The organism is Micromonospora sp. NPDC050784 (assembly GCF_044456765.1).
Classification (GTDB): domain Bacteria; phylum Actinomycetota; class Actinomycetes; order Mycobacteriales; family Micromonosporaceae; genus Micromonospora; species Micromonospora foliorum.
Map to the genome: position 1 here is coordinate 52608 of NZ_JBITGG010000001.1, position 25444 is coordinate 78051.

Annotated in this window: 22 protein-coding genes; 8 read left to right on the forward strand and 14 right to left on the reverse strand. The window is 70.0% G+C overall.

Annotated features, from left to right (window positions below):
• Nucleotides 1-423: 423 nt before the first annotated feature.
• The gene (locus tag ACIBD9_RS00255) at nucleotides 424-1536 is read right to left on the reverse strand and encodes a glycerophosphodiester phosphodiesterase (RefSeq protein WP_396713165.1); all 1113 of its coding nucleotides are present in this window, start codon (nucleotides 1534-1536) and stop codon (nucleotides 424-426) included.
• 140 nt (nucleotides 1537-1676) lie between these two features.
• On the opposite strand from ACIBD9_RS00255, the gene ACIBD9_RS00260 reads away from it, so the two are divergent.
• Entirely contained in the window at nucleotides 1677-3011 is a 1335-nt protein-coding gene (locus ACIBD9_RS00260; protein ID WP_396713166.1) for a TrkH family potassium uptake protein, read from the forward strand.
• Nucleotides 3012-3079: 68 nt separating this feature from the next.
• Entirely contained in the window at nucleotides 3080-3748 is a 669-nt protein-coding gene (locus ACIBD9_RS00265; protein ID WP_396713168.1) for a potassium channel family protein, read from the forward strand.
• Between the two features lie 68 nt (nucleotides 3749-3816).
• On the opposite strand, the gene ACIBD9_RS00270 is transcribed toward ACIBD9_RS00265, so the two are convergent.
• From ACIBD9_RS00270 to ACIBD9_RS00300, 7 genes are all read right to left on the reverse strand, one after another.
• Nucleotides 3817-5469, reverse strand: coding sequence for a protein kinase (locus ACIBD9_RS00270; protein ID WP_396713170.1), 1653 nt, complete (start codon nucleotides 5467-5469; stop codon nucleotides 3817-3819).
• A gap of 71 nt (nucleotides 5470-5540) precedes the next feature.
• On the reverse strand, nucleotides 5541-7103 hold the full coding sequence (locus tag ACIBD9_RS00275; protein ID WP_396713172.1) for a fused MFS/spermidine synthase: 1563 nt from the start codon (nucleotides 7101-7103) through the stop codon (nucleotides 5541-5543).
• Nucleotides 7104-7139: 36 nt separating this feature from the next.
• Nucleotides 7140-8156 carry a coiled-coil domain-containing protein gene (locus ACIBD9_RS00280; protein WP_396713174.1) on the reverse strand — a complete coding sequence of 339 codons (1017 nt, stop codon included), beginning with the start codon at nucleotides 8154-8156 and terminating at the stop codon, nucleotides 7140-7142.
• 182 nt (nucleotides 8157-8338) lie between these two features.
• Nucleotides 8339-9148 carry an inositol monophosphatase family protein gene (locus ACIBD9_RS00285; RefSeq protein ID WP_396713175.1) on the reverse strand — a complete coding sequence of 270 codons (810 nt, stop codon included), beginning with the start codon at nucleotides 9146-9148 and terminating at the stop codon, nucleotides 8339-8341.
• Nucleotides 9141-9593, reverse strand: a complete 453-nt coding sequence (locus tag ACIBD9_RS00290; protein WP_396713177.1) for a response regulator — start codon at nucleotides 9591-9593, stop codon at nucleotides 9141-9143. Before ACIBD9_RS00290 ends, ACIBD9_RS00285 begins: the two co-directional genes overlap by 8 nt.
• On the reverse strand, nucleotides 9590-11323 hold the full coding sequence (locus ACIBD9_RS00295; RefSeq protein WP_396713179.1) for an ATP-binding protein: 1734 nt from the start codon (nucleotides 11321-11323) through the stop codon (nucleotides 9590-9592). Before ACIBD9_RS00295 ends, ACIBD9_RS00290 begins: the two co-directional genes overlap by 4 nt.
• Entirely contained in the window at nucleotides 11320-12519 is a 1200-nt protein-coding gene (locus ACIBD9_RS00300; RefSeq protein ID WP_396713181.1) for a PP2C family protein-serine/threonine phosphatase, read from the reverse strand. The genes ACIBD9_RS00295 and ACIBD9_RS00300 overlap by 4 nt, the downstream gene beginning before the upstream one ends.
• A 290-nt stretch (nucleotides 12520-12809) precedes the next feature.
• Between ACIBD9_RS00300 and ACIBD9_RS00305 the strand changes: the two genes are divergently transcribed.
• Nucleotides 12810-15230, forward strand: coding sequence for a M28 family peptidase (locus ACIBD9_RS00305; RefSeq protein WP_396713183.1), 2421 nt, complete (start codon nucleotides 12810-12812; stop codon nucleotides 15228-15230).
• Nucleotides 15231-15292: 62 nt separating this feature from the next.
• Here the strand turns inward: ACIBD9_RS00305 and ACIBD9_RS00310 are convergent, their stop codons facing one another.
• A complete protein-coding gene (locus ACIBD9_RS00310) occupies nucleotides 15293-15781 on the reverse strand; it encodes a hypothetical protein (protein ID WP_396713185.1) in 489 nt (162 codons plus the stop codon).
• A 281-nt stretch (nucleotides 15782-16062) separates the two neighbouring features.
• On the opposite strand from ACIBD9_RS00310, the gene ACIBD9_RS00315 reads away from it, so the two are divergent.
• A complete protein-coding gene (locus ACIBD9_RS00315) occupies nucleotides 16063-18213 on the forward strand; it encodes a tetratricopeptide repeat protein (RefSeq protein ID WP_396713187.1) in 2151 nt (716 codons plus the stop codon).
• A 4-nt stretch (nucleotides 18214-18217) separates the two neighbouring features.
• Here the strand turns inward: ACIBD9_RS00315 and ACIBD9_RS00320 are convergent, their stop codons facing one another.
• Entirely contained in the window at nucleotides 18218-19159 is a 942-nt protein-coding gene (locus ACIBD9_RS00320; protein WP_396713189.1) for a threonine/serine dehydratase, read from the reverse strand.
• Between the two features lie 16 nt (nucleotides 19160-19175).
• The gene (locus ACIBD9_RS00325; RefSeq protein WP_396713191.1) at nucleotides 19176-19976 is read right to left on the reverse strand and encodes a proline hydroxylase; all 801 of its coding nucleotides are present in this window, start codon (nucleotides 19974-19976) and stop codon (nucleotides 19176-19178) included.
• 194 nt (nucleotides 19977-20170) lie between these two features.
• Between ACIBD9_RS00325 and ACIBD9_RS00330 the strand changes: the two genes are divergently transcribed.
• Both ACIBD9_RS00330 and ACIBD9_RS00335 read left to right on the forward strand, forming a co-directional pair.
• On the forward strand, nucleotides 20171-20419 hold the full coding sequence (locus ACIBD9_RS00330; RefSeq protein WP_396713192.1) for a hypothetical protein: 249 nt from the start codon (nucleotides 20171-20173) through the stop codon (nucleotides 20417-20419).
• Nucleotides 20420-20670: 251 nt separating this feature from the next.
• The gene (locus ACIBD9_RS00335; RefSeq protein ID WP_396713194.1) at nucleotides 20671-21186 is read left to right on the forward strand and encodes a hypothetical protein; all 516 of its coding nucleotides are present in this window, start codon (nucleotides 20671-20673) and stop codon (nucleotides 21184-21186) included.
• Between the two features lie 200 nt (nucleotides 21187-21386).
• Here ACIBD9_RS00335 and ACIBD9_RS00340 read toward each other — a convergent pair whose 3' ends face one another.
• Nucleotides 21387-21884 (reverse strand): NUDIX hydrolase, encoded by a 498-nt coding sequence (locus ACIBD9_RS00340; protein ID WP_396713196.1) that lies wholly within the window; start codon nucleotides 21882-21884, stop codon nucleotides 21387-21389.
• 110 nt (nucleotides 21885-21994) lie between these two features.
• On the opposite strand from ACIBD9_RS00340, the gene ACIBD9_RS00345 reads away from it, so the two are divergent.
• A complete protein-coding gene (locus ACIBD9_RS00345) occupies nucleotides 21995-22576 on the forward strand; it encodes a DinB family protein (RefSeq protein ID WP_396713198.1) in 582 nt (193 codons plus the stop codon).
• 9 nt (nucleotides 22577-22585) lie between these two features.
• Here the strand turns inward: ACIBD9_RS00345 and ACIBD9_RS00350 are convergent, their stop codons facing one another.
• Both ACIBD9_RS00350 and ACIBD9_RS00355 read right to left on the reverse strand, forming a co-directional pair.
• The gene (locus ACIBD9_RS00350) at nucleotides 22586-23191 is read right to left on the reverse strand and encodes a uridine kinase (protein WP_396713200.1); all 606 of its coding nucleotides are present in this window, start codon (nucleotides 23189-23191) and stop codon (nucleotides 22586-22588) included.
• A gap of 494 nt (nucleotides 23192-23685) precedes the next feature.
• Nucleotides 23686-24081 carry a hypothetical protein gene (locus tag ACIBD9_RS00355; protein WP_396688820.1) on the reverse strand — a complete coding sequence of 132 codons (396 nt, stop codon included), beginning with the start codon at nucleotides 24079-24081 and terminating at the stop codon, nucleotides 23686-23688.
• A gap of 99 nt (nucleotides 24082-24180) precedes the next feature.
• Between ACIBD9_RS00355 and ACIBD9_RS00360 the strand changes: the two genes are divergently transcribed.
• Nucleotides 24181-25041, forward strand: coding sequence for a hypothetical protein (locus ACIBD9_RS00360; RefSeq protein ID WP_396713201.1), 861 nt, complete (start codon nucleotides 24181-24183; stop codon nucleotides 25039-25041).
• Nucleotides 25042-25444 lie beyond the last annotated feature (403 nt).

Here is a 25444-nt window from a genome sequence, read left to right on the forward strand (position 1 = left end):
AGGGAGAGAACTTCTTCGTGACGGCTCACGCTAGAAGTGACGTCACCCACGAGCTATGTGGCGGAAACACACAAGTAACAGGATTGAGGTGGCCGGAGGTTACAACGGGCCGCACTACCAGGCGGGAGCCCACGCCCTCGATGGCCCGAACCCCCACGGACCACCCGAGCCGTGTGTCGCCCCGCGCCATTCGCCCGGTTCGGTCGGGGCCGCCCACTCAAGATCGTGCTCGATCCTGGATGTAGTGACCTCGGGCGGCCTCAACACCACTACTTCCTGGATCAAGTGCGATCTTGCGGCGGACCCGCCCCGGCGTGCCGCTGGCCCGTCGTCCGGGTGGCGGACGACGGGCCAGCGTGTGGGCCGGGCGTGATGGGCCCGGTGGTCGGCGCGGAGCGGATCAGCTCCGGGCCGGGGTTCGGGTCAGCGGCCGGCGAGGGCGGCGACGGCAGTGTCCGGGTGGTCGCTGAAGACACCGTCGAGGCCCAGGCCGAGGAAGAGCTCGTACTCGGCGGTGATGTCGCCGCGCGCGTTCGGGTCGGTGCCGATCCGGAAGTCCACCGGGAGGAACTGGTTCTCGGCGCGGAACGTCCAGGAGTGCACGAGCAGGTGCTCCCGGTGCGCGTCACGCACCACGCTGGTGGGGGCGAGCAGGGCGCCGGCGGCGTTCCGGGGGACGATCAGGTTCTTGTTCGCGCCGATGCCGTCGGCGTACCCGGCGATCCACTTCAGCCCGGCAGGCGTGGCCAGGTCCTGGTAGGTGCGGGCGTCACCGGCGACGGTGAAGTCGTAGGGGCGGCCGGTCGCGTCGAGCAGTTGGACCAGCTTCACGTCGGTCAGCCGGCTCAGGCGACGCAAGTTGGCCGTCTCGAACGACTGGATGAAGACCGGCGAGTTCTTCCGGTCCAACTTGTTCTGCCGCAGCACCCGGAGCAGCGGCTCCTCCAACGGCAGCTTGATCGAGGCGAAGTAGCTCGGGTGCTTGGTCTCCGGATAGATGCCGATGGTGCGGCCCCGTGCCCGCCCCTCGGTCCGGGCCAGGTCGATGACTTCCTGGAGGGTGGGCACCTCGAAGCGGCCGTCGAAGGCGGTGTTCGCCACGCGTACCTGCGGCAGCCGCTCCTTGGCCCGCAGCGTCTTCAGCTCGACGAGGGTGAAGTCCTCGGTGAACCAACCGGTCACCGCAACGCCGTCGATGGTCTTCGTCGTCTTGCGGGCCGCGAACTCCGGGCGGGTCGACACGTCGGTGGTGCCGGAGATCTCGTTTTCGTGCCGGGCCACCAGCACGCCGTCGGAGGTGGAGACCAGGTCCGGCTCGATGTAGTCGGCACCCATCCGGATCGCCAACCGGTACGCCTCCAGCGTGTGCTCCGGCCGGTAACCGCTGGCGCCACGGTGACCGATCACGAGTGGTCGGTCGTTGGCCCGAGAGTGGTCCGCGTTCGTGGCCGGTTCGGCCACGGCCGTGGTCGGCAGGGCCACGGCGGCGGCGAGCAGAACGCCGGCCACGCCGAGGGTCGAGAGGGTACGTCGCAACGCCGTCTCCTGTCATCGATTGGTCCGGGTAAGCAGACCGCCCGCGATTTGCCAGGAGTTGGTCGATGGCTGGCCGGCAGATGAATCTCCGGAATGCCCGTTCCCACTCCGGAGCCGTTGGCGGACAGGAAGATTGTCTGGTGCGCCGGTTTTTCCGCAATCCCGTGCGGCTGGTGCCGTTCGCGTTCCTGGTGCCGATCCTGCTCGGTACCGGGTTGCTCATGGCGCGCTGGGCGACAGTCGAACACCAGCGCCCGCCGCTGGTCACCGCGCTCTTCACCGCCACCTCGGCCGTGTCGGTCACCGGCATGGCGATCACCGACACGCCGAACTACTGGTCCAGCGGGGGACTGTTGGTGATCACCCTGCTCACCCAGCTCGGCGGCCTCGGCATCCTCACCGTCGCGGCGTTGGTCATCCTGGTGGTCTCCAGTCAGCTCGGGCTGCGCAACCGGTTGCTGGTGCAGGCCGAGACGGCGGAGTTCGGCATCGGTGACGTCGGCCGGTTGCTCCGCCGGATCGCGCTGACCGTCTTCGCCTGCGAGGCGGTGATGACCGTGCTGGTCGCCGGTCGGCTCTGGCTGACCTACGACTATCCCTTCGGGCAGGCCCTCTGGTCGGGCGTCTTCCACGCCGTGCAGGCGTTCAACAACGGTGGCTTCGCGCTCTACACCGACGGCCTGCTGGCCTTCAGTCGTGACCCGTGGGTGTCGCTGCCGCTGGCGATCGGCGCGATCATCGGCGGTCTCGGGTTTCCCGCGCTGTTCGAGGCGGTCCGGGAGTGGCGTCAGCCGGCGCACTGGGCGGTGGCGACGAAGTTGACCATCTGGGGCAGCGTGGTGCTGCTGGTGGTGGGCTTCGCTGGCCTGCTCGCCGCCGAGTGGACCAACGCGGGCACGATCGGCCAGTACGACGTACCGGGCAAGATCCTCGCGTCGTTCACCCAGATCGCGCTGAGCCGCACCGGCGGGTTCAGCGTCCTGGACATCACCGCCCTTCAGGAGGAGAGCTATCCCCTGCTGATCGTGTTGATGTTCATCGGCGGCGGCAGTGCCAGCACGGCCGGTGGCATCAAGGTCTCCACGTTCTTCCTGCTGGCGTTCACCATCTGGGCGGAGTTGCGGGGTGAGCCCGACGTGACGATCGGGCACCGGCGGGTGGCCACCGCGAGCCAGCGGCAGGCGATCACCGTGGCGCTGCTCAGCGTCGCACTGGTGATGGCCGGAACCATGTTGTTGCTGCTGCTCACCGAGGGCGTCCGCTTCGTGGCGGCCCTGTTCGAGATCACCTCGGCGTTCAGCACCACCGGTCTGACCACCGGTTTGGCCGCCGAACTGCCGGCCGGCGGCCAACTGGCGCTGACCGTGCTGATGTTCATCGGCCGGGTCGGGACGCTCACCCTGGGGTCGGCGATCGCCCTGAACACCCGACGCCGGCTCTACCGCTATCCCCAGGAGCAACCCATTGTCGGCTAGGGCGTGTTTCGGAAGTGTCGGCCGGCCCGCAGGTCGGCAACATGCCCTTGGAAGCAGGGAGGGCCGAGGTGTCGGCTAGACGGGCGGACAGCGGCGGCATCGTGGTGATCGGCTTGGGTCGATTCGGTTGTCACCTGGCCGGGTCGCTGACCCGGATGAACCGCGAGGTGTTGGCGATCGACCGCAGCCCGGCGAAGGTGCAGCGCTGGTCGGCGCAGCTCGAACGGGTGGTCCAGGCCGACGCGACCGAGGAGGGGGCGCTGCGGCAGCTGGGCATCACCAGTTTCGGGCGGGCGGTGGTGGCCATCGGGGCCTCGGTGGAGGCGAGTGTGCTCACCGTGTTGGCGCTGGTCGAGCTGGGTGTGCCCCAGATCTGGGCGCGGGCCACCTCGCAGAAGCACGCCAAGATCCTGGCGTCGGTGGGCGCGCACCACGTGATCTTCCCGGAGGCGGAGACCGGGGACCGGGTCGCGCACCTGATCGTGAGTCGGTTGCTCGACTTCATCGAGTTCGACGACGACTTCGCCATCGCCACCGTGCGGGTGCCGGAGTCCCTGGTCGGGCGCACCCTGCTCGACCTGCGATCGGAGGAGCGCTACGGGGTCCGCGTGGTCGGCGCCAAGCTGCCGGGCGAACGCTTCCGGTACGCGTCCGACGACATCGCACTTCCTCGGGGCGGGGTGGTAATCGTCGAGGGCCGGATCGACCAGGTGCAGCGGTTCGCGGGTCTGCGCTGACCCGCTGCGCGCGTCGCCGACACGGTTGTGGCCTGCTCACTTCTCCCGGTGACCACCCGACCCCTTGGTCACCTTTCCGCTTTTCCCGGACCACCACCCGCGGCCTTGGGCTTCTCGGGGCCCTTCGGCGCCTTCGGCGGCTTAACCTTCGACGCACCGCCGCCCGAACCGGAGCCACTCCGCGCCTTCGCGGGCTTGGGCGGGGCCTTCGTCGTGGCGGCCGTGCTCGGCGGGGCCGTGGACGGCGCACTGCCGGCGACCCCGGACACCCGGACCCCACAGGTCGCCTCGCCGAGCCGGAACTCGACAGGCAACGGGTTCGCCCCGCTGTACCGACCCGTGAGGGTCACCTTCTCGGCCGCGCCGGGGGCCAGCGTGGTGCGCTGGGCCGCCGGCCGGACCAGCACCGTGCTCCCCTCCTGGTGCACCGGCGCGGGCTCCGCCTTCGTCACCTTCTGCTGCCCGGGGAAGCTGAAGCTCATCGTCCAGTCCCGCAGCTCACGGCCCCCGGTGTTGGTCAGGGTCAGCTCGGCGGCGAACTCGCTGCCGGAGTCGGTGCGCAGCGCGTACGCCACCTCGCAGGGCGCCGCCGCCGGCAGACCCATCCGCGCCTCGGTCGTCGGCCGGTCCCCGCCGCTGGCCGGGCTGCGCGAGGTGAACCCCCACATCGCCCCGGTGACCGCGATCAGACCGACGGCGGCCACTCCGGCCTCCACCCGTCGACGACGGGTCACCCGCTGCTGCGTCCGACGGTCCCGGTTGCGGGTCCGCGACAACGGCAACGCGTCGGTCGCCGCCGACCAGGGCAGGATCGTCGTACCCACACTGCCGAGCAGGGCCTCGTCCAGCGGCCCGGCGGCCGGAGAGACCGGCACCGCCGCCAGCATGCCGGCCGCGTCGGCGAGCGTCCGGGTCAGCTCGGCGGTGGCCGGCCGGTCGGCGGGCCGCTTGGCCAGGCAGCGTGCGACCAGTTCGGCCACCCCGTCGGGCAGCCCCGGGACGCTGGGCATCGGCTCCGGGTCGTTGTACATGTGGGCGCGCAGCATCTGCGTGGTCGTGCTGGCCTGCCACGGCAGTCGGCCGGTGAGCATCCGGTAGAGCAGCAGCCCCACGGCGTACACGTCGGTGGCCGGGGAGACCTGGCCGTTGTCCAGCCGCTCCGGGGCGAGGTACGCGGGAGTGCCCAACAGCGCGCCGTCCGGCCCCTTCTCGCTCTCCCCCACGAGCGCGGAGATGCCGAAGTCGACCACCTTGACCCCGGTCGAGGTGAGCATGACGTTGCCCGGGGTGACGTCGCGGTGCACCACACCTCGGGCGTGCGCGGTGGCCAGCGCCGAGCTGACCTCCGCGCCGATGGTCACCGCGTCCCGCCACGGCAGCCGGCTCTCCCGGCCCAACCGGTGGGCCAGCGAAGCGCCGTCGACCAGCTCCATCACCACGTACGGCACGGTCAGGCCAACCTGCTCGGACTCGCCGTAGTCGTACACGTTGGTGATGTTGGGGTGGCAGAGCCGCGCGGCGGCCTGCGCCTCGATCCGGATGCGGTGGCGGAAGGCCCGGTCGCTGGCGAGCCGGGAGGCCAGCACCTTCACCGCGACCTGGCGGCCGAGCACCTCGTCGTAGCCACGCCAGACCACCGACATCCCGCCAGCGCCGAGTTGCTCGACCAGCCGGTACCGCTCATCGAGCAACTGCGCGCCGTTTCGATCCCCACCACCCATGGTGAGCGATGTTGCCCAGGAACGGCCCGCCTACACCTGGAGTATCGGAATCGGTCAGGATTGTCACCCGATCAGGCAGTGGCAAGCAGTTGGTCCACCGGGGCGTAGTCGTCGGTCAACACCATCGCCCCGCCGACGAAGTCCGTCAGCGCCGCGCCGGCGATCAGGCTGACCTTCGGGTCCACCTCGGCCAGCCGGGCGCGTACGGCTTCCAGCGGCAGCGGCGCGTCGGAGCCGACGATGAGGAAGTTGGAGCCCTGCTCCTCGGCGAGCGCCTCCGGGGGCGCGATCAACGCGACGTGCCGGAACTCGGCGGCCACCGTGGCCAGCTCGGCGCGGATGAACCGCAACGGCGGGTAGTCGATGACGTTCTGCACGTACACGCCGCCGGGGCGGGTCACCCGCAGGACGTCGGCGGCCATCTCCCGGGTGGCCAGGTGCCAGGGCACCACCAGATGCCCGAACGCATCGCCGACCACCAGATCACGGCTGTCGGTCGGCTCGCCGGCGACAAGCATCCGGGCGTCACCCACCACCGCCCGCAGCTCCGGCCCCGGCCGTACGCCCAGCTCCTGCTCGCCCAGCTCGACCAGCCCACCGTCGATCTCGAACACCAGGTTGTCGGTGCCCGGTCGGGTGGCGGTCAGGTAGCGCGGCACGGTGAACCCGCCGCCGCCCAGGTGCAGCGCGTCCAGGCGCTGACCGGCCGGCGCGGCGACGTCGGCGACCGCGCCGATCCACTTCGTGTACGCGTACTCCAGGTGCTTGGGGTCGGCGAGGTCCACGTACGAGTGCTGGGCGGAGTTGAGCAGCAGCGTACGGCCGCTGGGCCGGGAGGGGTCCGAGGTGACCCGGGCGCAGTGGTACGCCGTCTCGATGTCGCACGGGTTGGGTGCCACGGTGGTCAGCCCCGCCCCGACCAGGCCGAGCACGGCCAGCGCGGCTCGGGCCCGGGCCGGGCCGGGCAGCTCGGTGGGTTCCTGCCGGCGCAGGTACCAGCCGAGGCCGAGACCGACCAGCCCGAGCGCGAGCGCCAGGGCCAGCAGGATGACGGTGCTGCGCAGGGCGGCGACCAGCACGAACCCGGTGAGCAGGGTTGCGGTGATGCCGCCCAGGGTGCCGATCCCGGAGAGTCGACCGACCACCTGTCCGGTGCGGCGCAGGTCGGCGAGCTGGAGTTTCACGACCAACGGGGTGACCGCGGCCAACAGCGCGGCCGGCACGAACACCGCCAGCGCCACCAGCAGCAGGATGCCGCTGGCCGCACCACCGCGCAGCACCTCACCGGCGTAGCGGACGACGGGCAGGGTGACCGCGGTGGCGATGCCGGCCAGCACCAGCGCGGGCGCCAGCAGGCCCCGCGGGTTGCGCCGGTCGGCCAGCCAGCCGCCGGACCATGCCCCGTACGCGATCGCGGCCAGCGCGATGCCGATCACCGAACTGGTCACCTGGAGGGTCACCCCGACGTACGGGCCGACCAGGCGCAGCGCGACGGTCTCCAGCACCAGCACGGCACCGCTGGAGAAGAAGACCAGGAAGGCGGCCAGGCCGTTGGGCAGCGCCCGGCCGGTGATCGGCACGGGCGGGGCCGGGGAGGCCAGCGGGGCCGCTACGTCGGACGGTGGGGAACTCATCGTCGCGATGGTACGCAGCGAAGCTGGTGCTTCGGGTCAGTACATCGAGAGATGAACATGGTTTGTGTGGGACGCCGCCGGACTGCCGCTTCCACTGTACGAGCGCCACCCGGTGCCGGGATGCCAGATCTGCCGATACCAGATCACGTAGAGCACGCCCAGCCGGTCGGCGTTGCGCACGTGCCAGGCGGCCAGGCTGTCCCCGTACGCCTTGTCGCCGCCGGTCGCGTTCTTGTCCTCGAAGCCGTTCGTGGCGGCGGAGAAGTCGCAGGCCCGTCCCTTCGGGTGCTCGCCGCCGCCGCCGCTGCGCTTGCAGGAGACGTGCCGCTTGTAGCCGGCCGCCTGGGTCTGCTTGAGCGCGTTGAGGGTGCGCGGAGTGATGCACCCGGAGGTGGTCGGGTCCTTCACCGAGCAGGATTCCGACGGCCAGGACCCGTCGGAGTTACGCGGCGCCGGCTTCGCCGAGGCGGAGTTGCCACCGCTGAAACCGTTGCTGCTGCCGGAGCTGACCTCGGCGAGCGCCTCCTCGGCCTCTTTCTTCTTCTTCGCCATCACGGCGAGTTGCTTCTGCTGTTCGCGGACCTCGGCGTCGATGGCGACCTTGGCCTGCTGCGCCTGCTGCCGGGCTGCGGTGAGATCACGCAGCCGCTTGCTGTCCCGCTGGGCCATCAGGTCCAGGTCGCCCGCGCGTTGCAGGAACGCCTCCGGCGTGGCGGTGTTGAGCAGCATCGACACCGCGCTCAGTCGCCCCACGCGGTACGACTGGGCGGCCACCTCGCCCACCTGGCTGGTCAGCCCGACCAGCCGACCTTCCAGTGACGTCAGCTCACCGGTCAGCGCCGTCTGCCGACGCTTGGAGTTGTCCAGTTTCGCCTTGGCCTCGATGTGGCCCTTGGCGGTCAACTCCAGCGCGTCCTGCAGCTTCTTGCTGCCCCCCTCGCCGGGCTCCGCGTACGCGGGCACGGCGGCACCGCCGAGCACCAGCGCGACGGCAGCGAGCAGGGCGAACAGAGCGCGGCGACCGAGCCGCGGGCTGAGCCTGGTCCTGGGCACGAAAGCGTCCTTCCGTCGACCGCCGGCCCCCCATTGAACACTGCACGGCGGCGCCGGTCGGCGGCCTGCTGGCGGGAGACCGCCGGTCACGATACCGGACTGTGGGCCGGTGACCAGCCCTCTGACCCCCAGGCTGTCTCGATGTCGACGGAGCGTCCCAACGCGGTTGCGCAGCGCACGGATCAGGTGCTGAGCAGCGCGTCGTGCACCTCGGCCCAGACCTGCTCGTTGGCCGCGACGAGCAGACCGCGGCCGTCGTCGGCGGGGTGGTAGTCGGCGCCGTCGAACCGGCGGGCGACACCCCCGGCGGCACGGACCAGCAGGGTGCCCGGGGCGTGGTCCCACGGCAGGGTGCGCCAGAACAGGGCGAACTGCTGCTCACCGGTGAGGATGTCCAGGTACTCCCGACCGGCGCAGTGCTGGCCGGGCAGTAGCTCACCGAGCCGCCGGCCGCCAGCGCGGACCCGGTCGCGGGTCTCCGGCGGCAGGAACCGGGTCATCGCCACGCCGCGCAGCTCGCCGAGCGGTGGCACCGAACCGGCGCCGTCCACCGGACGACCGTTGAGCAGGGTGCCCTCGTCCGCCGAGCCGGCGGCGAGAGTGTCGGCGAGCGGGTCGAGGATCCAGCCGGCGGTCGGGCGCCCCTCGCGCAGCAGCGCCACCATCAGGGCGAACGGCCGGCGACCCGCGGCGAAGTTGGCGGTGCCGTCGACCGGGTCGACCAGCCAGACGTCCCCGCCGTCGCGTAGGTGCCGCAGCAACCCCGGGTCGTCGGCGACACCCTCCTCGCCGACCACCATCGAGCCCGGCCGCAGCCGGCGCAAACCCGCCGAGAGCAGCTCCTCGGCCCGGCGGTCGGCGACGGTGACCACCTCGCCGGGCGCCTTCTCCGAGACGTCATCGTCGTCGAGCTTGCGGAACAGTGGCAGCACGACCTGGTTGGCGGCCTCCCAGAGCAGGCCGCCAACGTCGTCCAGCAGGGTGTCAGCCACGCGGCGGCAACTTGACCACGCTGACGAAGAACTCGTCGATCTGACGGACCACCGAGATGAAGCGCTCGAAGTCCACCGGCTTGGTCACGTAGGCGTTGGCGTGCAGCTGGTAGCTGCGCAGAATGTCCTCGTCGGCCTGCGAGGTGGTGAGCACCACCACCGGGATCCGGCGCAGTTCCTGGTCCTTCTTGATCTCTTCCAGCACCTCCCGGCCGTCGCGCCGGGGCAGGTTGAGGTCGAGCAGGATCAGGTCGGGCGCCACCGCGTCGGCGTACTGACCCTCCCGTCGCAGGTAGGCGAGCGCCTCGGCCCCGTCGGAGACGACGGTCAGCCGGTTGCGCAGCTTGTGTTCCTCGAACGCCTCCTGGGTCATCAGCACGTCACCCGGGTCGTCCTCCACGAGCAGGACCTCGATCGGGCTCCTGCCATCCGCCGGCGCGGTCATCCCACCGTCTCCCTCATGTCACCCGTTCTACCGCTTTCCAGCGTCTCGTCGGCCCGGTCCGGCTGGTCCGGCCCGTCGGGCTGCTCCGGCGGCGCTGCCGGAGCCTCGGTCGAGGGCGCCGTGTCGCCTGCGGTCAGGGCGTTCGGCTCCGTTGCGGAATCGGCAGCGGCAGCCGCCTCCACGTCCTCCGGAAGCGCCGGCAGGGTGAACCGGATCGCGGTGCCCTCCGGCACGTCGGTGTCCACCCAGACGCGACCGCCGTGGTACTCGACGATCTTCTTGACGATCGCCAACCCGATGCCGGTGCCCGGGTACGCGTCCTTCGAGTGCAGCCGCTGGAAGATCACGAAGATCTTGTCGGCGAACTCCGGCTCGATCCCGATGCCGTTGTCCTGGCAGGTGATCTCCCACTCGGCGCCCACCAACCGGGCAGAGACGTGCACCTTCGACGGTACGTCCGGACGGCGGAACTTGATCGAGTTGCTGACCAGATTGGCCAGCAGGTTGGTGAGCAGCGGTTCCTCACCCAAGATCACCGGCAGGTCGGCCCAGGTCAGCTCGGCGTCCGCGTACTGCCGGGCGGCCTCGGTCTGGCCGGCCACGTCGCCCATCACCTTGTTGAGGTCGACCTCGACGAAGCCGGTGGTGAGCCGCCCGATCCGGGAGAACGCGAGCAGGTCGTTGATCAGGCGCTGCATCCGTTGCGCGCCGTCCACCGCGAAGGCGATGTACTGGTCGGCCCGCTCGTCGAGCTGGCCGGCGTAACGGCGCTGGAGCAGCTGGCAGAAGCTGGCGACCTTGCGCAGCGGCTCCTGCAGGTCGTGCGAGGCCACGTACGCGAACTGCTCCAGGTCACGGTTGGACCGGGTCAGCTCCTCGGCCTGCTTCTGGAGTTGGTTGTTGACCCACTCGATGCGCTCGCGGGCGGCGCGGACCTCGGCCAGGTCGGCGGCGATCTTCTGCCGCATCGCGTCCACGTCCTCGCCGAGCTGGATGAACTCCGGCGGGCCGACGGTGGCGATGCCGTGCTGGTAGTCGCCCTCGGCGACCTCGCGAACCTGGGTGGCAAGGCCGGTCAGTGGACGGATGACCATCCGGTCCAGCGAGAGCAGCAGCACCGCACCGGCGACGACCACCACCAGCGCGGCGACGATCAGCAGGACGACCAGTACGTTGCTGCTGGTACGCACATCGTGGGCGGTCTGCTCCCGGGCGGCCAGGACCTCCCCCTGGAGGTCGTTCACCGCCGAGCGCACCTCGTCGAACTGTTGCCGGGCCGCTTCGGTGACCAACGCCTGGCCGGCGCGGGTGCCGCTCTGCTCGGTGGTGGTGATCACCGGCTCCGCGACCGACTGCCGCCACCGCGTCACGCGTTCCTCGACGGTCTGCAACTCCTGGCTGATCTGCGGATAGTTGTCGAGCAGCGTCCGCATCGAGGCGGTGACGCTCTTCTCCTGGGCGAGCCCCTCCCGGTAGGGGGTCAGGTCGTCCGGGTCGCCGCTGACCGCGTACCCGCGGATCGCCGTCTCCTGGTCGAGCAGCGCGTTGAGCAGTTCCTGGGACTGCACCCGCAACGGACCGGTCTCGTTCAGCACGGCGTCGATCTGGGTGCGGTTGCGGGCGGCCATCGCCGCCTCGGCGGCGGCCAGGCCGATCAGCAGCACACCCACGACGGTGAGCAGGGTGATCACCCGGCGGCGCAGACTCCAGCCGCCGACCACGGGCTTCACCGGCCACCGCCCCGGCTGACCAGCAGCATGGCCACGTCGTCGGCGAGCGGGCCACCGTTGAGCCGCTCGGCCCGCCCGACCAGCCAGGCCGGCAGCTCGGGCAGCGACACCGAACGGTTGGCCGGCTCGTCCAGCAACCCACTGAGGCCCGGCACGTCGAGCCGTTCGTTGCCGGCACCCACCCGCCCCTCGATCAGGCCGTCGGTGTACATCAACAGGGACCAGTCATCGGTGTCGAACTCCAGGTCGTAGGCGATCGGCCGGCGAGGACGTACGCCCAGCAGCAGGCCGCCGGGCGCGGGCACCGGGGCGACCCGGCCGCCGGAGAGCAGCAGCGGTGGCGGGTGCCCGGCCAGACGGACGGTGGCCCGGTTGGCGTCCAGGTCGAGTCTGACCGTGGCCACCGTTGCGAAGATCTCCTGGAGTCGGCGCTCACTCATCAGCACCTGCTCCAGGGCGGGCAGCACCTCGTCGTCCGGCACGCGGGCGAGCACCAGGGCCCGCCAGGCCACCCGCAGCTCGACCCCGAGCGCGGCCTCGTCCACCCCGTGCCCACAGACGTCGCCGACGATCAGGTCGAGGCGGTCCGGGTGGGTCTGCACCACGTCGAAGAAGTCCCCGCCGATCAACGCGGCGTGCCGGCCGGGCCGGTAGAAGGTGTGCACCGCCACCTGATCGGTGGTCATCAGCGGTTGGGGCAGCAGGCCGCGTTCGAGTCGAGCCGACTCGGCCTGACGCAGCTCGACCTCGCGCAACCGGCGGGCGTTCTCGTCGGCACGCTTACGCTCCACGGCGTAGCGCAGCGCCCGGGTCAGCAGCACCCCGTCGACCTGGCCCTTGACCAGGTAGTCCTGGGCGCCCTCGGCGACCGCCACGACGCCCAGGTGCTCGTCCGTACGGCCGGTCAGCACGCAGACCGCGGCGCCGCTGGACATCTCCAGCACCTGGCGCAGCCCGTCCAGCCCCTGCGCGTCGGGCAGGCCCAGGTCGAGCAGGACGCAGTCGACGCCGCCGATCCTCTGCCGCGCCTCTCGGAGGCTGGTGGCGACCAGCAAGTCGATCATCGAGTTCGTCTCGGCGAGCAGCTCACCGACCAGGAAGGCGTCACCCTCGTCGTCCTCCACCAGCAGCACCCGCAGACGCTCACCCGGCGGCAGGTTGGCGTGCCGCGCCAGGCCACCGTGCGGGTACGGCACAACTGGGGAACCGGCCAAGCCGGCCCCCCGGTGCGGCCGGGTCACCGCCGCGAGACGCGGGAGTTCGCTGGTGATGTCGGGCTCCTTCCGAGTGCCCTGCTGATCCTGTATTAGACAACGGTCGCACACAACACGATGTCCGCGGCGCGGGCGGGGATGGGCCGCGTCACTGCCCGCCCGAGGACAAACCGGACGGCTGGTGGACGCCTGGCGTACCGGCCATCCCATCCGCAGCCACTGACGGGCAGGATGATCCCACCCCAGGCCCCACCACCCCCCGAGGAGCTCACGTGGGCGCACCCACCACCCCGGCCACGGCGGGCACGCCGCCCCGTCCGACTCCGGGCGTACTCTCTGCCAACCGGGCACTGACCCGGCCGCGTCGGCGGCTCGTGGCCGCCGCGGCGGCTCTGGTCGCGCTGGCCGCGGTCGGCGCCGGCAGTCTGCTCGACCTGCGCACCCCGGCCCCGAAGCCGGCCGACGCGCCGGCGGGCGCCTTCAGCGCGGGCCGGGCGTACGAGGACGTCCAGGTGATCGCCGCCCGGTCGCACGTCGCCGGCAGCCCGGCCAACGAGCAGGTCCGCGCGCACCTCGAGCAGCAGTTGCGGGGGCTGGGCCTGGAGACCGAGGTGCAGGACACCGTGGCACCGGAGGCTGGCCAGCTCAGCGGGGCGGCGGGCGGGGCGACACTGGCCCGGGTCCGCAACGTGGTGGCCCGGCTGCCCGGCACCGACTCGACGGGCCGGGTCTTCCTGGTCGCCCACTACGACTCGGTGCAGACCGGGCCGGGCGGCAACGACGACGCGGCCGGCACGTCGACCATCCTGGAGGTGGCCCGCGCGCTGACCACCGGCCCCCGGCCCCGTAACGACATCGTCTTCGTGCTGACCGACGCCGAGGAGGCGTGCCTGTGCGGCGCGTCCGCGTTCGCCGCCAGTCACCCGCTGGCCGCCGACGGTGGGGTGGTGCTCAACCTGGAGGCGCGGGGCTCCACCGGGCCGGTGATCATGTTCGAGACGTCCCGGAACAACGCGAAGCTGGTGGACATCTTCGGCCGGGCCGCCCCACACCCGGTCGGCACCTCGTTCGCGGTGGAGATCTACCGCGCGCTGCCCAACGACACCGACTTCACCGCCTTCCTCGATCAGAAGTTCGTCGGGCTGAACTCGGCGTACATCGACGGCGGGGCGATCTACCACACGCCGTTGGACACTCCGGCCGCCATGGACCGGAGCAGCCTCCAGCAGCACGGGGACAACGCGTTGGGCCTGGCCCGGGAGTTCGGCCGTACCGACCTGACCGACCTGCGCTCCGGGCACGACGCCACCTACTTCCCCGTCCCCGGCGGTCTGGTCCGGTACCCGGGCTGGCTCACCCTGCCGTTGGCCCTGCTCGCGGTGGCCCTGGTTGCCGCCCTGGGCTGGCTGACCCGCCGCAGCGGCCGGGCCAGCACCGGCCGGCTGGCCGCCGCCTTCGCGCTGACCCTGGTGCCGATCGTCGCCGCGCCGATCGCCGCCCAACTGCTCTGGCTCGCGATCACCACGATCCGACCGGGGTACGCGGAGCTGCTCGACCCGTACCGGCCGATCTGGTACCGCCTGGCCGTCGTGGCGCTCGCCGCCGCCATCCTGTTCACCTGGTACGCGCTGACCCGCCGTCGGATCGGCCCGGCAGCGCTCGCGGTCGGCGGGCTGGCCTGGCTGGCCCTGCTCGGGGTGCTGCTCGCCGTGGCGGTTCCGGGCGGGGCGTACCTCACCACCCTGCCGGCGCTGGTCGGCGCCCTCGGCGGGCTGGTCGCGCTGCGTACCCGGCAGACCGGACCGTGGCCGGTGGTGGCGGTGACGGCCGCCGCGGCCGTCGGTGTGGTCATCCTGCTGCCCACCGTGGTGCTGCTCTTCCCCGCGTTGGGAATGGCCATGGGCGGGGTGGCCGCGCTGGTCGCGGTGCTGCTCGGCCTCGTCGCCCTGCCGGTGGTCGACCTGCTGCACCCGCAGGCCGGCGGCCAGCGTGGCCTGCTCGCGCTGCGGGCCCGGCGGCTCGCGGTGCTACCGGCCGGCGCCGCCGCCGTGGCGGCGGTGGTGCTCGCCGGGGTCGGGCTGGCCGTGGACCGCTTCGACGCCGCCCACCCGGCGCCAACCCACCTGATGTACGCCATGGACGCCGACACCGGCCAGGCCCGCTGGCTCAGCCACGAGACCGATCCCCAGCCGTGGACGGACGGCTACGTGGACGGGGTGACCGACGTCGGCGACGACTTCCCCGGGCTCGGCGACGGTGAGCTACGGGCCGGCCCGGCGCAGTCGGCGAACCTGCCGGCGCCGAAGCTGGAGGTGGTGGCCGACGCCACCTCCGGTGGGGAACGCACGCTGCGGCTGCGGCTCACCTCGCAGCGGGCGGCCCGGCTCGCCACCCTGCACGTCGACACGTCGACCGCCACCGTGCTGCGCGCCGAGGTGGCGGGGCGGTCGGTGCCGGTGGAGCCCCGCGCGGGCAAGTGGGGTTTCGGGCTGGTGTTCCACGCCCCGCCGACGGAGGGTGTCGAGGTCACGTTGACGCTGCGGCCGATCGCCGGGCAGGTGGCGCTGCGGGTGATGGACGCCAGTGACGGGTTGGAGGCGCTGCCCGGCTTCCGCCCCCGGCCGCCGGCCGTCGGCGTCGTCGGGTCGCACAGCTCGGAGATGCTGGCGGTCGCCCGCACCTATCCCATCTGACCGACCGAAACGGTGGTCCGGCGGAGCGTCTTTCCGCCGGACCACCGTTTCGTTTCCTCCGGTCAGCCCACCGGCTCGGGTTGACCGGCACCGATCCGGTGCCAGCGATTGCCGTCGTGATCGGTGAAGGTGAGGTCGACCAGAACGGTGTCGGCCGGGCGGAGCCGGTGCTCCGCCGCGACGGTGACGAAGAGGTCGTGCACGTCGCGGCCGGGTATCCGACGGACCTGTTTCGCCGGGGCCAGCCCGACCGGCGGGGCGTCCGGGTCGTCGGGCGGGACGAGCCGAGCCAGGACCACCACGTCCAGCACGGGGGCGTCACTCTCGTTGGCCACGGCGACCCGCAGCACCGAGGTGCCGCGGATCTCGGCCACCGCCGACACCAAACGCGCCTGGGTGGCCCGGCTTCGTAGATCGTCGTTGCGCCGGGCGCGAATTTCGCGCCGCAATCCGAGATAGACGAAGAGCACGCTGGCGATGGAGCCGACCGCGCCGAACCAGTCCGGCACGGTTCCCCAGTCGACGACGTCCTGGATTGGCGACCAGTTCATAAGTCCATCGTGGATGTACCTGTCGAGTGTCACGCCCGGCGGATCGGCCGGAATCAACCGCGGATTGGGAATTCCGGCACCGATTCCGGTCGGTCGGGCGGCCTAAACGGAGAGTGTGCAACCCAGTACGGCGGTGGATACGCTTGCGGTCGACATGGTGCGGGTGGCTATCCCTCCGACTGTCCACCAGATGGACAGGATCTTTCGTCGCCGGCCCATTGCGAATTCGCCACCGAAGGGGGACCGCATTGACTGCGGACGTTCCACCCGAGGATGCCGGCGTGCCTCGGCCTGCGTACGACCGGCCGAGTCGGGTCTCCGTCGATCCACCGCTCGGACGACTGGACAGCCCCCTGCACGGGCGCGACGACCTGATCGACAAGATCGTGCAGCCGGGGGAAGGCGCCGGGGGGCAACCCTCGGTGCACATCCTGTGTGGCATGGGCGGGTCCGGCAAGAGCCACGTCGCGCTGGAGATCGCCCGTCGGGCGCGGGCTGACGGCCGGACGGTCTGGTGGGTGCAGGCGGGGCGGCTCAACTCCGGGATGCGGGAGGTGGTCAGCCAACTCGGCGCGTCGGAGACCCAGGTCGACCAGGCCTGGACCGGAATGATCAGCGCCACCGACCTGGTGTGGCGCTACCTCAACCAGGCCGCGCAGCCCTGGCTGTTGATCTTCGACAGCGCGGACGAGCCCGCCAGCCTGGGCCCCACCGACGGAGTGCTCGCCGACGGCACCGGCTGGCTGCGCAGCCCGGAGGCCGACGACGGCATGGTCATCGTGACCAGCCGGGATGGCAACCGGGCGACCTGGGGCACCTGGTCGATGCTGCATCAGGTGCGCCCGCTCGACGCCGACGCCGGCGCGCAGGTGCTGATCGACCGGGCCGGCGCCCAGGCCGGCGGCCTGGCCGACGCCCGGGAACTCGCCCGGGAGCTGGGCGGGCTGCCCCTCGCCCTGCGCGCCGCCGGCAACTACCTGCGGTCGGTCAACGCCAGCCCGGTCTGGCGCGGCTCGTCCACCATCACCACCTTCGCCGACTACCGAACGGCGGTGCAGCGTCGGTTCCGCTCGCCGCGCGACGCCACCGACGTCGACCTCGACGAGTCCCTCGGCCTGGAGATCGTCCGCGAGGTCGACGACATCTCACTGGACCTGCTGGCCCGCCGCCAGCTCCAACAGAGCCGACCACTGCTCAACGTGCTGGCCTGCCTGAGCACCTCCCCGGTGCCCTACGAGGTGGTGCTCAAGCCGGCCATCCTGGCCGAGTCGCCACTCTTCAAGGGGCTCACCGGCCGGCAGCGGGTGAAGGTGCTGGAGGGCATCGGCGACCTGGCCCTGGTCGACTTCGACGTCCAGGAGGAGGTCACCGACCCGGCGTTCGCACACGTACTCTCGCTGCACCCACTGGTGCACGCGATGTTCCGTGACCGGGACGAGGTCCGGGAGCAGATCGCCGACTACCACGGGCTGGTCATGAAGCTGCTGCTCGCCGCCACCGAGGGGCAGAACCCGGACGACTCGGCGGCCTGGACCAACTGGGACGTGCTGGTGCCGCACCTGGTCGAGGCCGTACGGGGATACCTCGTGCCGCAGAAACACAAGCACGACCCCGAGACGGTACGCCGCGCGCTGGAGCTGACCCGACTCACCGCGCGCTACCTCATCGCGGTCGGCCTACCGGGCTCGGCCTTCGACATCCTCGACCCGATCGTGCGCGGTTGTGCCGCGTACGACCACGACCTGGACCGGCCGCAGCTGCTGGCGCTGCGCCACGAGCTGGGCCGCACCTGGTTGGAGCGCAACCAGCCGGAGATGGCCGACCGGGTGCTCCGCGAGGTGATCGCGGACCGTACCCGGGTGTTGGGCAGCGACAACGCCGACACCCTCGCCAGCCGGCACAAGCTCACCAAGGCGATCATGGCGCAGCGTCAGTGGCCGGAGGCCGAGTTGGAGCTGCGGCAGATCGTCGCCGCCGAGGACCAGGTACGCGGCCCGGAACACTGGGACACCATGATCGTGCGGCACAGCCTGGCGCTGGCGGTGCTCGCCCAGCAACGGGCGCCCGAGGCCGAGGAGATGCTGCACGCCATCCTGGAGGTCCGCTACCGACTGTGGCCGCTCAACCAACCGGAGACCTGGCAGGCGCGGCACACGCTGGCCCGGTGCATGCAGGCGCAGGGCCGACTCGCCGAGGCGGAGGCCGAACTGCGGGCCACCCTGGCCACCGTCGAACCCCGGCACGCCGACCGCAGCGAGGTGCTCGCCATCCGATTCACCCTGGGCCTGGTGCTGCTGCTGGACGAGCAGGTCGACGCGGCGATCGAGGTGTACGAGCAGTTGCTGACCGACCGCCGGCGGCTCCTCGGCGACACCCACCTGGACACCCTCCAGGTGGAGCACGCGCTGCGCCGGCTGCGCGACGGCGACTGAAAGATCAGTGCGGCGCGACCGGGCCCAGGTCACTCGGGTCGGTGTTGCCGCCACAGATGATCACGGCCACCCGCTCCCCCGGCTGCGGCACGTACGCGCCGCCGACCAGCGCGGCCAGCGCCGCGGCACCACCCAACTCGGCCGCGACCCGCAGCTCCGACCAGAGCAGCCGACGCGCCCGCACCAGATCCTCGTCGCGGACCAGGACGGACACCACCTCGGTCCGGCGGGCGGTGTCGAAGGCGATCTCACCGATCCGCCGAGCACCCAGTGAATCGGTGGCGATGCCACCCACCTCGATGTCGACCGGCCGACCCGCCTTGAGAGCCGAGTGCAGCGTGGGGATCTGCTCGGGCTCGACCGCGACGACGCGTACCGACCCACCGAACCAACTGGCGATACCGGACACCAACCCGCCGCCACCGACCGCCACCAGCACGGTGTCGATTCCGTCCACCTGCCGCTCCAGCTCCCGGCCGACGGTGCCCTGACCAGCCACCACCTCCGGCTGGTCGTACGCGTGCACGACCAGCGCGCCCGTCTCCCCGGCCCGCTGGGTGCTCGCCGCCAACGCCTCGGCGTAGTGCTGGCCCACCTGGCGCACCTGGGCGCCCAACCCGGCCAACCGCTGCACCTTCACCGGCGAGGCGGTGACCGGCACGAAGACCTCCGCCGGCACGCCCAGCGACCGGGCCGCGTACGCGACGGCGAGGCCGTGGTTGCCACCCGACGCGGCGATCACCCCGGCCGAGGGCAACGCCCCCTGGAGCATCCGGTTGAACGCGCCACGCGGCTTGAACGAGCCGGTGTGCTGGTGCAGCTCCAGCTTGAGGGTGAGCTGCCCGGGCACACCCAGATCGGCACCGTCGACAGCGATGACCGGGGTTTCCCGGACCCGCCCCTCGACAAGGGCCGCGGCCGCCTCGACGTCGCTTCTGTCCACCATGGGGAAACGCCCTTCACTACGACCAGAGGGCCAGTCGACCATCGTCGGTGAGCCCGACGAAACATCCTATGGAGATGCGTCGGCCATCCGACGCGGGACGCACCGTGTGGTACTGCCGCGGATCAAACAGAAACCCCTCGCCGAGCGTGGGGCGCAACGTCAACGACTGCGTGTCGGCGGCCACCGCCTCCTGGAAGCCGTACCCGCCGGGAACCCGCAGCGGCTCGTCGTCCGGCTGCCAGCGCCGCCGCCACAGCACGGTCTCCCCTCCGGCCGGTGGCACCCGGATGTAAATGTTGAACGCCAATTGCGCCACCACCTCGCTGTCGAGCAGCCGACCCGCGTACTCCCGGACCGCGTCGTCGAAGTGCACCTGGAGCCCCGCGTTGATCTCACGGACGATGCCGACGTGCATCTCCCGGCCCTGCCGCCGCCCGGCCGCGACGTCCGGCCAGGCCCCTCGGAACGCGGCCAGGCAGAGGTCCCGGGGCGAGTCCGCCAGCCCCAGCGTCGACCAGCTCTTCTCGGCCGCCCGGGCCGCGTCCCAATAGTCCTCGCGGAGTTCACCGGTGGACCGGTGATCGTTGATGGCCGGGCCGAACTTGGCGACGACGGGAAAGACCCGGCTCTCGTCGTAGCGGTCCATCGGCGCGTCGGCGAGGGCGGCCGTGATCGCCTGACACCGGGCTGCGGAGAGCATTCCCGGCACCCGAACGGCGGCCAGCCTCCCCGCGATGAGCCCGGCGACATCCGCACGGGTGATCGACTCTGATTCGACGGCGACGAACAAGGGGTCGGTCCTGCTCGAATGCTGCACGGCGGTCCTCCCGTAACGAAGATCCCTCACCGGACTTGTCGCGCCCCCCGATCCGCGCACCGTGCAATGTACAAACCACAGGCAAGGCGAGGTATTCACAGTTCCGGGCGAGTTGGCACGGCCACCGCTACCATCGGCGCAAGCGGGGTACGCGACACCGAACCGTACGGCGGAAGCTTTCCACCGATCGGGGAATGGTGACGATTCTCGGCGTGAAGCATGATGCGACTAGTTCGAACGCTGACAAGGAGTTCGAGATGGCAGGCGCCGGCCCGACGGATCTTGATTTGCACGTCGACCGCCTGGAAACGGCGCGTCGAATAGCCCGGGAAATGATCGAGTCCGACCATCAGGCTCTGGAGCTCGCCGTCCGGCAGCGCCCCCAGTGCTGGTCCCGACGCCCCGCCCGCCACGGCACCCGCGCCGACGCCCTCACGGGCTGACCCTCCACACAGCTACCCCCGGCGCCCCGAACAGCGCTGCTAGCCTGGCGCGTCGCTACAGCTAGCACGGGGGACGGTGCAGCATGAATTGTTCGATCTGCGGGAGCCAACTCGACCATCCTGGGCAGGGGCACACCTGCCTCGGCGAAACCGCGCAACCACCCCAGCCACCCGCGCATTGGCAAGCCGCTCAGTGGGCGCTGGTGACGCTGGCAGCGCTCTTCGCCGGGCTCTCGTTGGTCCGAGCTGCGATGACCGCCGACTTGATGACGCCGCCGAGCGGGAAGGTCATCTCCGCCCTGTCGATCGCCGGGCCGCTGGCCCTCTTCGCGGCCTTCCTCACCTGGTCGAATGTCACCAAGCGCGTCATCGAAGCACATTCGATCGCTGCGGCGACGGTCCGGCACTGGGCGATCGGAGCGGGTGCTCTGCTCCTCTTCCTGTCGTACCTCCTGCCGGTGAAGACCCCGACCGCCTTTCACGTCGTGCGGGCGGCGGCCGCGATCCTGCTCGGCGTCGGCGCTGTGATCACCCACCGCAGAGCCACGCGCCGGCTCGCTGACCCGGCCACCTCTGCGGGGGACATCCCGCCACGAGACATGGACGAAGCTCGGCCGGGACAGGTGCCCCAACAGGTGAGGAGCCAGCCCGCCCGGCCGCCGCTGGACATCGAGACGCAGCCGGAGGACTGGAACGCGTCCCTGTGGGACCCCGAGATCCAGCAGGACATCGATCGCCGGCGCCGCCAGCAGACGCCACCCGCCTGACCCACCCACAGAACTCCGGGCGGCGAAAACCCGGGATCAGCGGGGCGTGACGCCGCAGTTCGTCGAGCAGGTCGAGTTCCGTGCGCCGACCGACGAACATCGACCTCCCGAAGCTAGATCCAATCTTACTTCGGAGCGATCTACCTAAAGTCGTAGGTGACTACGGGTGTGCGCCACAACCGGTCCGGCAGGGGTGTGGTTCACAGGCCGAGCGCGACGGGCTGGGTTGGTACTCCGCCATTGATCAATTCGGTCAACGGCGTGGCGAGATCGCGGGGCGAGAACAGTTCCGGGCCGGCGTACTCCCTGATCTCTGACAGCGACCACCAACGCCAGCCGATGACGTGCTCGGCGGCGAGTTCTTCGTCGCTCATCGCACCGCGCGGCGTGAACGACGCGGTCCGAACGAGGAAGTAGTCGTTCACGACGCCATCGTGGCCGGGTGCGAACCCGGCGGCGACTATCTCTTGGCGCCAGACCTGAGGCGGGTCGACATCGAGAGCAAGACCGACCTCTTCGCGCAGCTCTCGCCGCAGGGCGGCCAGCGGCGTCTCGCCGTCTTCGACGCCACCCCCGGGAGTGATCCAAACGGCGATCGTGCCAGCCGGATCGGGGATGGCGAGTCGGAGCAGCAGAACCTGGTCGTCCTCATCGACGACGACCGCACGCGCCGATCGCCGCAGGTTCACCGTCGACATCAGGACACCCTACGGGCCAACGATCACCGTCGACGCCCGTGACGGCATGGCGGCCTGATGCGCCTGCGTCCAGGAACCGACCAATCGCCGCCTGTATGTAATCTGCGGCAATGGCTAGGAGCGAGCGGATCGCGGACCAGTTGGACCGGCACTGGCACAAGAACCTGCGGCCGCGGCTGCACGGTCTTGCCGACGAGGAGTACTTCTGGGAGCCGGTGCGTGGCTGCTGGAGCATCCGCCCACGTGGCACGTCGGCCGCACCGATGTCGGCAGGTTCGGGGGAATGGACGATGGACTCCGCGTCCCCTGACCCGGTGCCGGCACCGGTGACCACGATTGCCTGGCGGCTGGCGCACATCATCGTCTCCTGCCTGGGCTATCGGGTCGGATGGCACTTCGGCGGCCAGGACGTCGACTCCCTAACGTTCGCCTACGCGGGGACCGCTGACGAGGCGCTGAGACAGCTCGACGAGATGTACGGGAGATGGAACGCGGGGGTCCGCGAGCTCTCGGACGCCGACCTGGAGAATCCGCCCACGGTGGGTCCCGAGCGGTTTCCCATGGAGGGCATCGTCCTGCACGTCAACAGGGAGCTGATCCATCACGGCGCCGAGATCTCCCTGCTGCGCGACCTCTACCGCTGGCAGGACGAGCCGCACCCCGCCTCGCTGGATGCCACCATCCGATCTTGAGTAAGCGTGCTAAAGGCTGATCGGTGCGGCTACGACCAGTTCGGTGTCCGGGTTGTGGTCAAGAGCCGAAGTGCCGGCGACGATCAGGGTGGCTCGGGACCACGGTCGTTCTCGCAGCATGAAAGGCAGTTCCTCCCGCAGCCAGTTCGTCACGTGCTCCTGCTGTTCGGCAGAGTCGCCGTCGCGAGCGACCAGCAAGCGCTTTTGTTCATCAAGATCGCCCTGTATGTACACCGAGGCGTCCAACCACGGGCCAAGTTCCTCGCGGATGATGCCGGTGCCTTCGACCCAGACGACGTCAGCGCCGGCAGGGATGGTGATCGATCCAGCGCGATCGTGGCTGTTCCAGGCATCGGGACGGAAGTTCACCGGCTCCCCTCGGTGCAGGGGTTGCAGGATGTTCTCGGCGAGTACGGCGCCCCAGTCGAAATAGGCGTGGTTCCAGGCGACGTCGTCGGTGTGCACGATGGCGGAGTTGGACTCCACCGTGCGCAGCTTCTCAGCCAGGGTCGTCTTACCCGCACCACCTCGGCCGTCGATCGCGATCACCCGCGGGCGTCCGGCGACATCTGGTGATGCGTCGCGTAACTGCCGGACGGCGTCGGACAGGGTCACCAGCCGCCAGCCAACGGCTTCGGGCTCACCGGGATGTAAGCGCATCGACGGCTTTTACCCCCAACGCCTGCCGATGATGCCGCACCATGGTCTGTCACCATCCGCCCACACCTACGCCCATCGACAGGGCGCTGCTACTTCCAGCGGTATTGATCTCGTCCGGGGGCGTATTCGATCAAACCGGACGACTGCGGCTTTGAGCTGCTGCTACGCCTGGTGTGGATGGTCAACGATGGTCGTCGTTGGCTCTCGTTGGACGGCCCGGACACGGCATGATCTTGAACTCCGAACGAAGCCTTCGGGGACTCGAACCCTGAATCCCTCTCGTGCCAGATGGATCATGACGAGCCGGCCGGATCGACGCGCCGAACTGGGCGAAGTCTTCCGTTGTCTGACAGCCGTTTACAGCTCTTCTCGGCCTCAGTTGTGCCGGATCTGTGCCCGACGATCTTGCCGACCATACCGCTGCCTCCGGCCCGCCCGGCAGGCCGCACCTACTTGAAAACCCCAATGATCCCGGTGACCGTGCCGACGAGGCCACTGACCGTCGCCAGCTTCGCGGAGGCCCCGGTCCAGATGCCCTTCGACTTCTCGCGCCAGCCGAGAGACCACCAGTCACGCCCGAACTTCTGCCACTTGTGCTGTCTAAGGTGACAGCCCATGACCAGGCCAGTTGAGTTGTTGCGGCAGAACTCAACAGCGCCGCCGCGCTTCCGGTTGATCGCGCCGCAGTACACCGGTGCCTGGAACAGCACGAAGAGGATCAAGAGGCCGACGAGAACCGCGTAGATGCCAGGACCGATCGCGTTGCTACCAAGGGATAGGAGGAGCACAGCCAGGACGCCGTACCCCCAATACCGCCAGAGGCTCGGCTTGCTGCGGGATGCCATGAGTGCGAAGAGTACCGATGCAGTCGTACCACTCCGTGCTAAGTAATATTTCCGCCAAAGGTCTTGACGGCACGGGTGGGAATCACTGCCACTGACCACGTGACGAGCGAAGCCGAAGACCAGGACCACGGGGACCCGACGGATCGCGCAGACGATGATGGCGACGGGCCTGATGAGGAGACCGATGACGACTCTCCTTGGGAGTCGCGAATCTTTGGGTTTCTCGACTGGCTGAGCGACGACCGGAGCCAGGGCGCACGCTACGGGCTAGCCTTCTGGGTGATCGCAATCGTCATCCTTTGCTGTGGGTACAACAATTGGAATTCAGCCGTAGCTACGGGCGAGAAATGGTATGTGGAAGGCAAGGAATCCATCGACAGCCTGCTTACCACCCGCCAGCAACTGGCCATGATAGCGACCGTCGGATTGCTGCTCGTGTACTACATCTGGCGGCGGGTGCAAATCCATAGGGGCATCAAGCCGGTGCCATGGCTGCTAATCTCACTGACTGTCTGCGTTGCACTCGGATTCACGTTGTTGGCTACATGGTTGATGTTCAGAGAGGCATCTAACGCGCCGAAGGATGCGGCAGCCCAATTGAGGTTCGATGCCGTCAAAACCGGTATCACGTTGTTCGCCGGCACAGCCGGCGCGGGCGCACTTCTTCTATCCTTTCGAAGCCATTTTAATTCTGAAACAGATCGCCTAAATTCTCAGTTCGACTCAGCAGCGGACAAGATGTCAGATGATTCTCGGGTAGTGCAAACAGCCGGCATCATATCCGTTGAAAGGATCGCTTCAAAGCACAAGTCATACCGCCGTAGCGCTATCGCCGTCCTTCAGGCATACGTGCTGACTGACGGCGCACAAAATCAGCGGGAGGCATTACGGGTGATGCGACGCTTTGGAGAGCGAAACCCCACTACTCTAGGCAACCGAGGGTATGGTTACGACGATTGACGCATACTCGAATCCTCGGAATAGGATCAACTCAGACGTTCTAGGACTAGGCCGATCCGATTCGCTCCGCCCGACCCCTTTAGTCTGCGCCCTCAAGTCATCCCGTCGGCCTTCGTCCGCACATTGTGGAGTGGGTGTGGCCTGCCCGGTCAAGGTGGAGCACCCCACTGTCTGAACGACCTTGACCGGGCAGGCCACACCTGCTCGGCTCCGCCCGGACGGAGGTTGTTGGGATGGCGCCAACCATCCCAGAGCGCCCGAGCGCCCCGCCGGAGGCACGCCCTGGTCGTCGCCTTCAGTACCGAAGCCCCGGATCTGCCATCACCTCATGGCGGCCCGGGGCTTCTTCGTATGTCGCGCCGCCGGCGGGGCTGCAACCGTTCGGGGTGCGCCCGTGCGCTTG

What these genes read in the sequence shown, in the direction of transcription:
- ACIBD9_RS00320 (WP_396713189.1), bottom strand. Translation starts at nt 19,159, where the DNA reads ATGGTGGACAGAAGCGACGTCGAGGCGGCCGCGGCCCTTGTCGAGGGG.
- ACIBD9_RS00270 (WP_396713170.1), bottom strand. Translation starts at nt 5,469, where the DNA reads ATGGGTGGTGGGGATCGAAACGGCGCGCAGTTGCTCGATGAGCGGTAC.
- ACIBD9_RS00345 (WP_396713198.1), top strand. Translation starts at nt 21,995, where the DNA reads ATGGCTAGGAGCGAGCGGATCGCGGACCAGTTGGACCGGCACTGGCAC.
- ACIBD9_RS00335 (WP_396713194.1), top strand. Translation starts at nt 20,671, where the DNA reads ATGACCGCCGACTTGATGACGCCGCCGAGCGGGAAGGTCATCTCCGCC.
- ACIBD9_RS00330 (WP_396713192.1), top strand. Translation starts at nt 20,171, where the DNA reads ATGGTGACGATTCTCGGCGTGAAGCATGATGCGACTAGTTCGAACGCT.
- ACIBD9_RS00275 (WP_396713172.1), bottom strand. Translation starts at nt 7,103, where the DNA reads ATGAGTTCCCCACCGTCCGACGTAGCGGCCCCGCTGGCCTCCCCGGCC.
- ACIBD9_RS00340 (WP_396713196.1), bottom strand. Translation starts at nt 21,884, where the DNA reads ATGTCGACGGTGAACCTGCGGCGATCGGCGCGTGCGGTCGTCGTCGAT.
- ACIBD9_RS00355 (WP_396688820.1), bottom strand. Translation starts at nt 24,081, where the DNA reads ATGGCATCCCGCAGCAAGCCGAGCCTCTGGCGGTATTGGGGGTACGGC.
- ACIBD9_RS00290 (WP_396713177.1), bottom strand. Translation starts at nt 9,593, where the DNA reads ATGACCGCGCCGGCGGATGGCAGGAGCCCGATCGAGGTCCTGCTCGTG.
- ACIBD9_RS00310 (WP_396713185.1), bottom strand. Translation starts at nt 15,781, where the DNA reads ATGAACTGGTCGCCAATCCAGGACGTCGTCGACTGGGGAACCGTGCCG.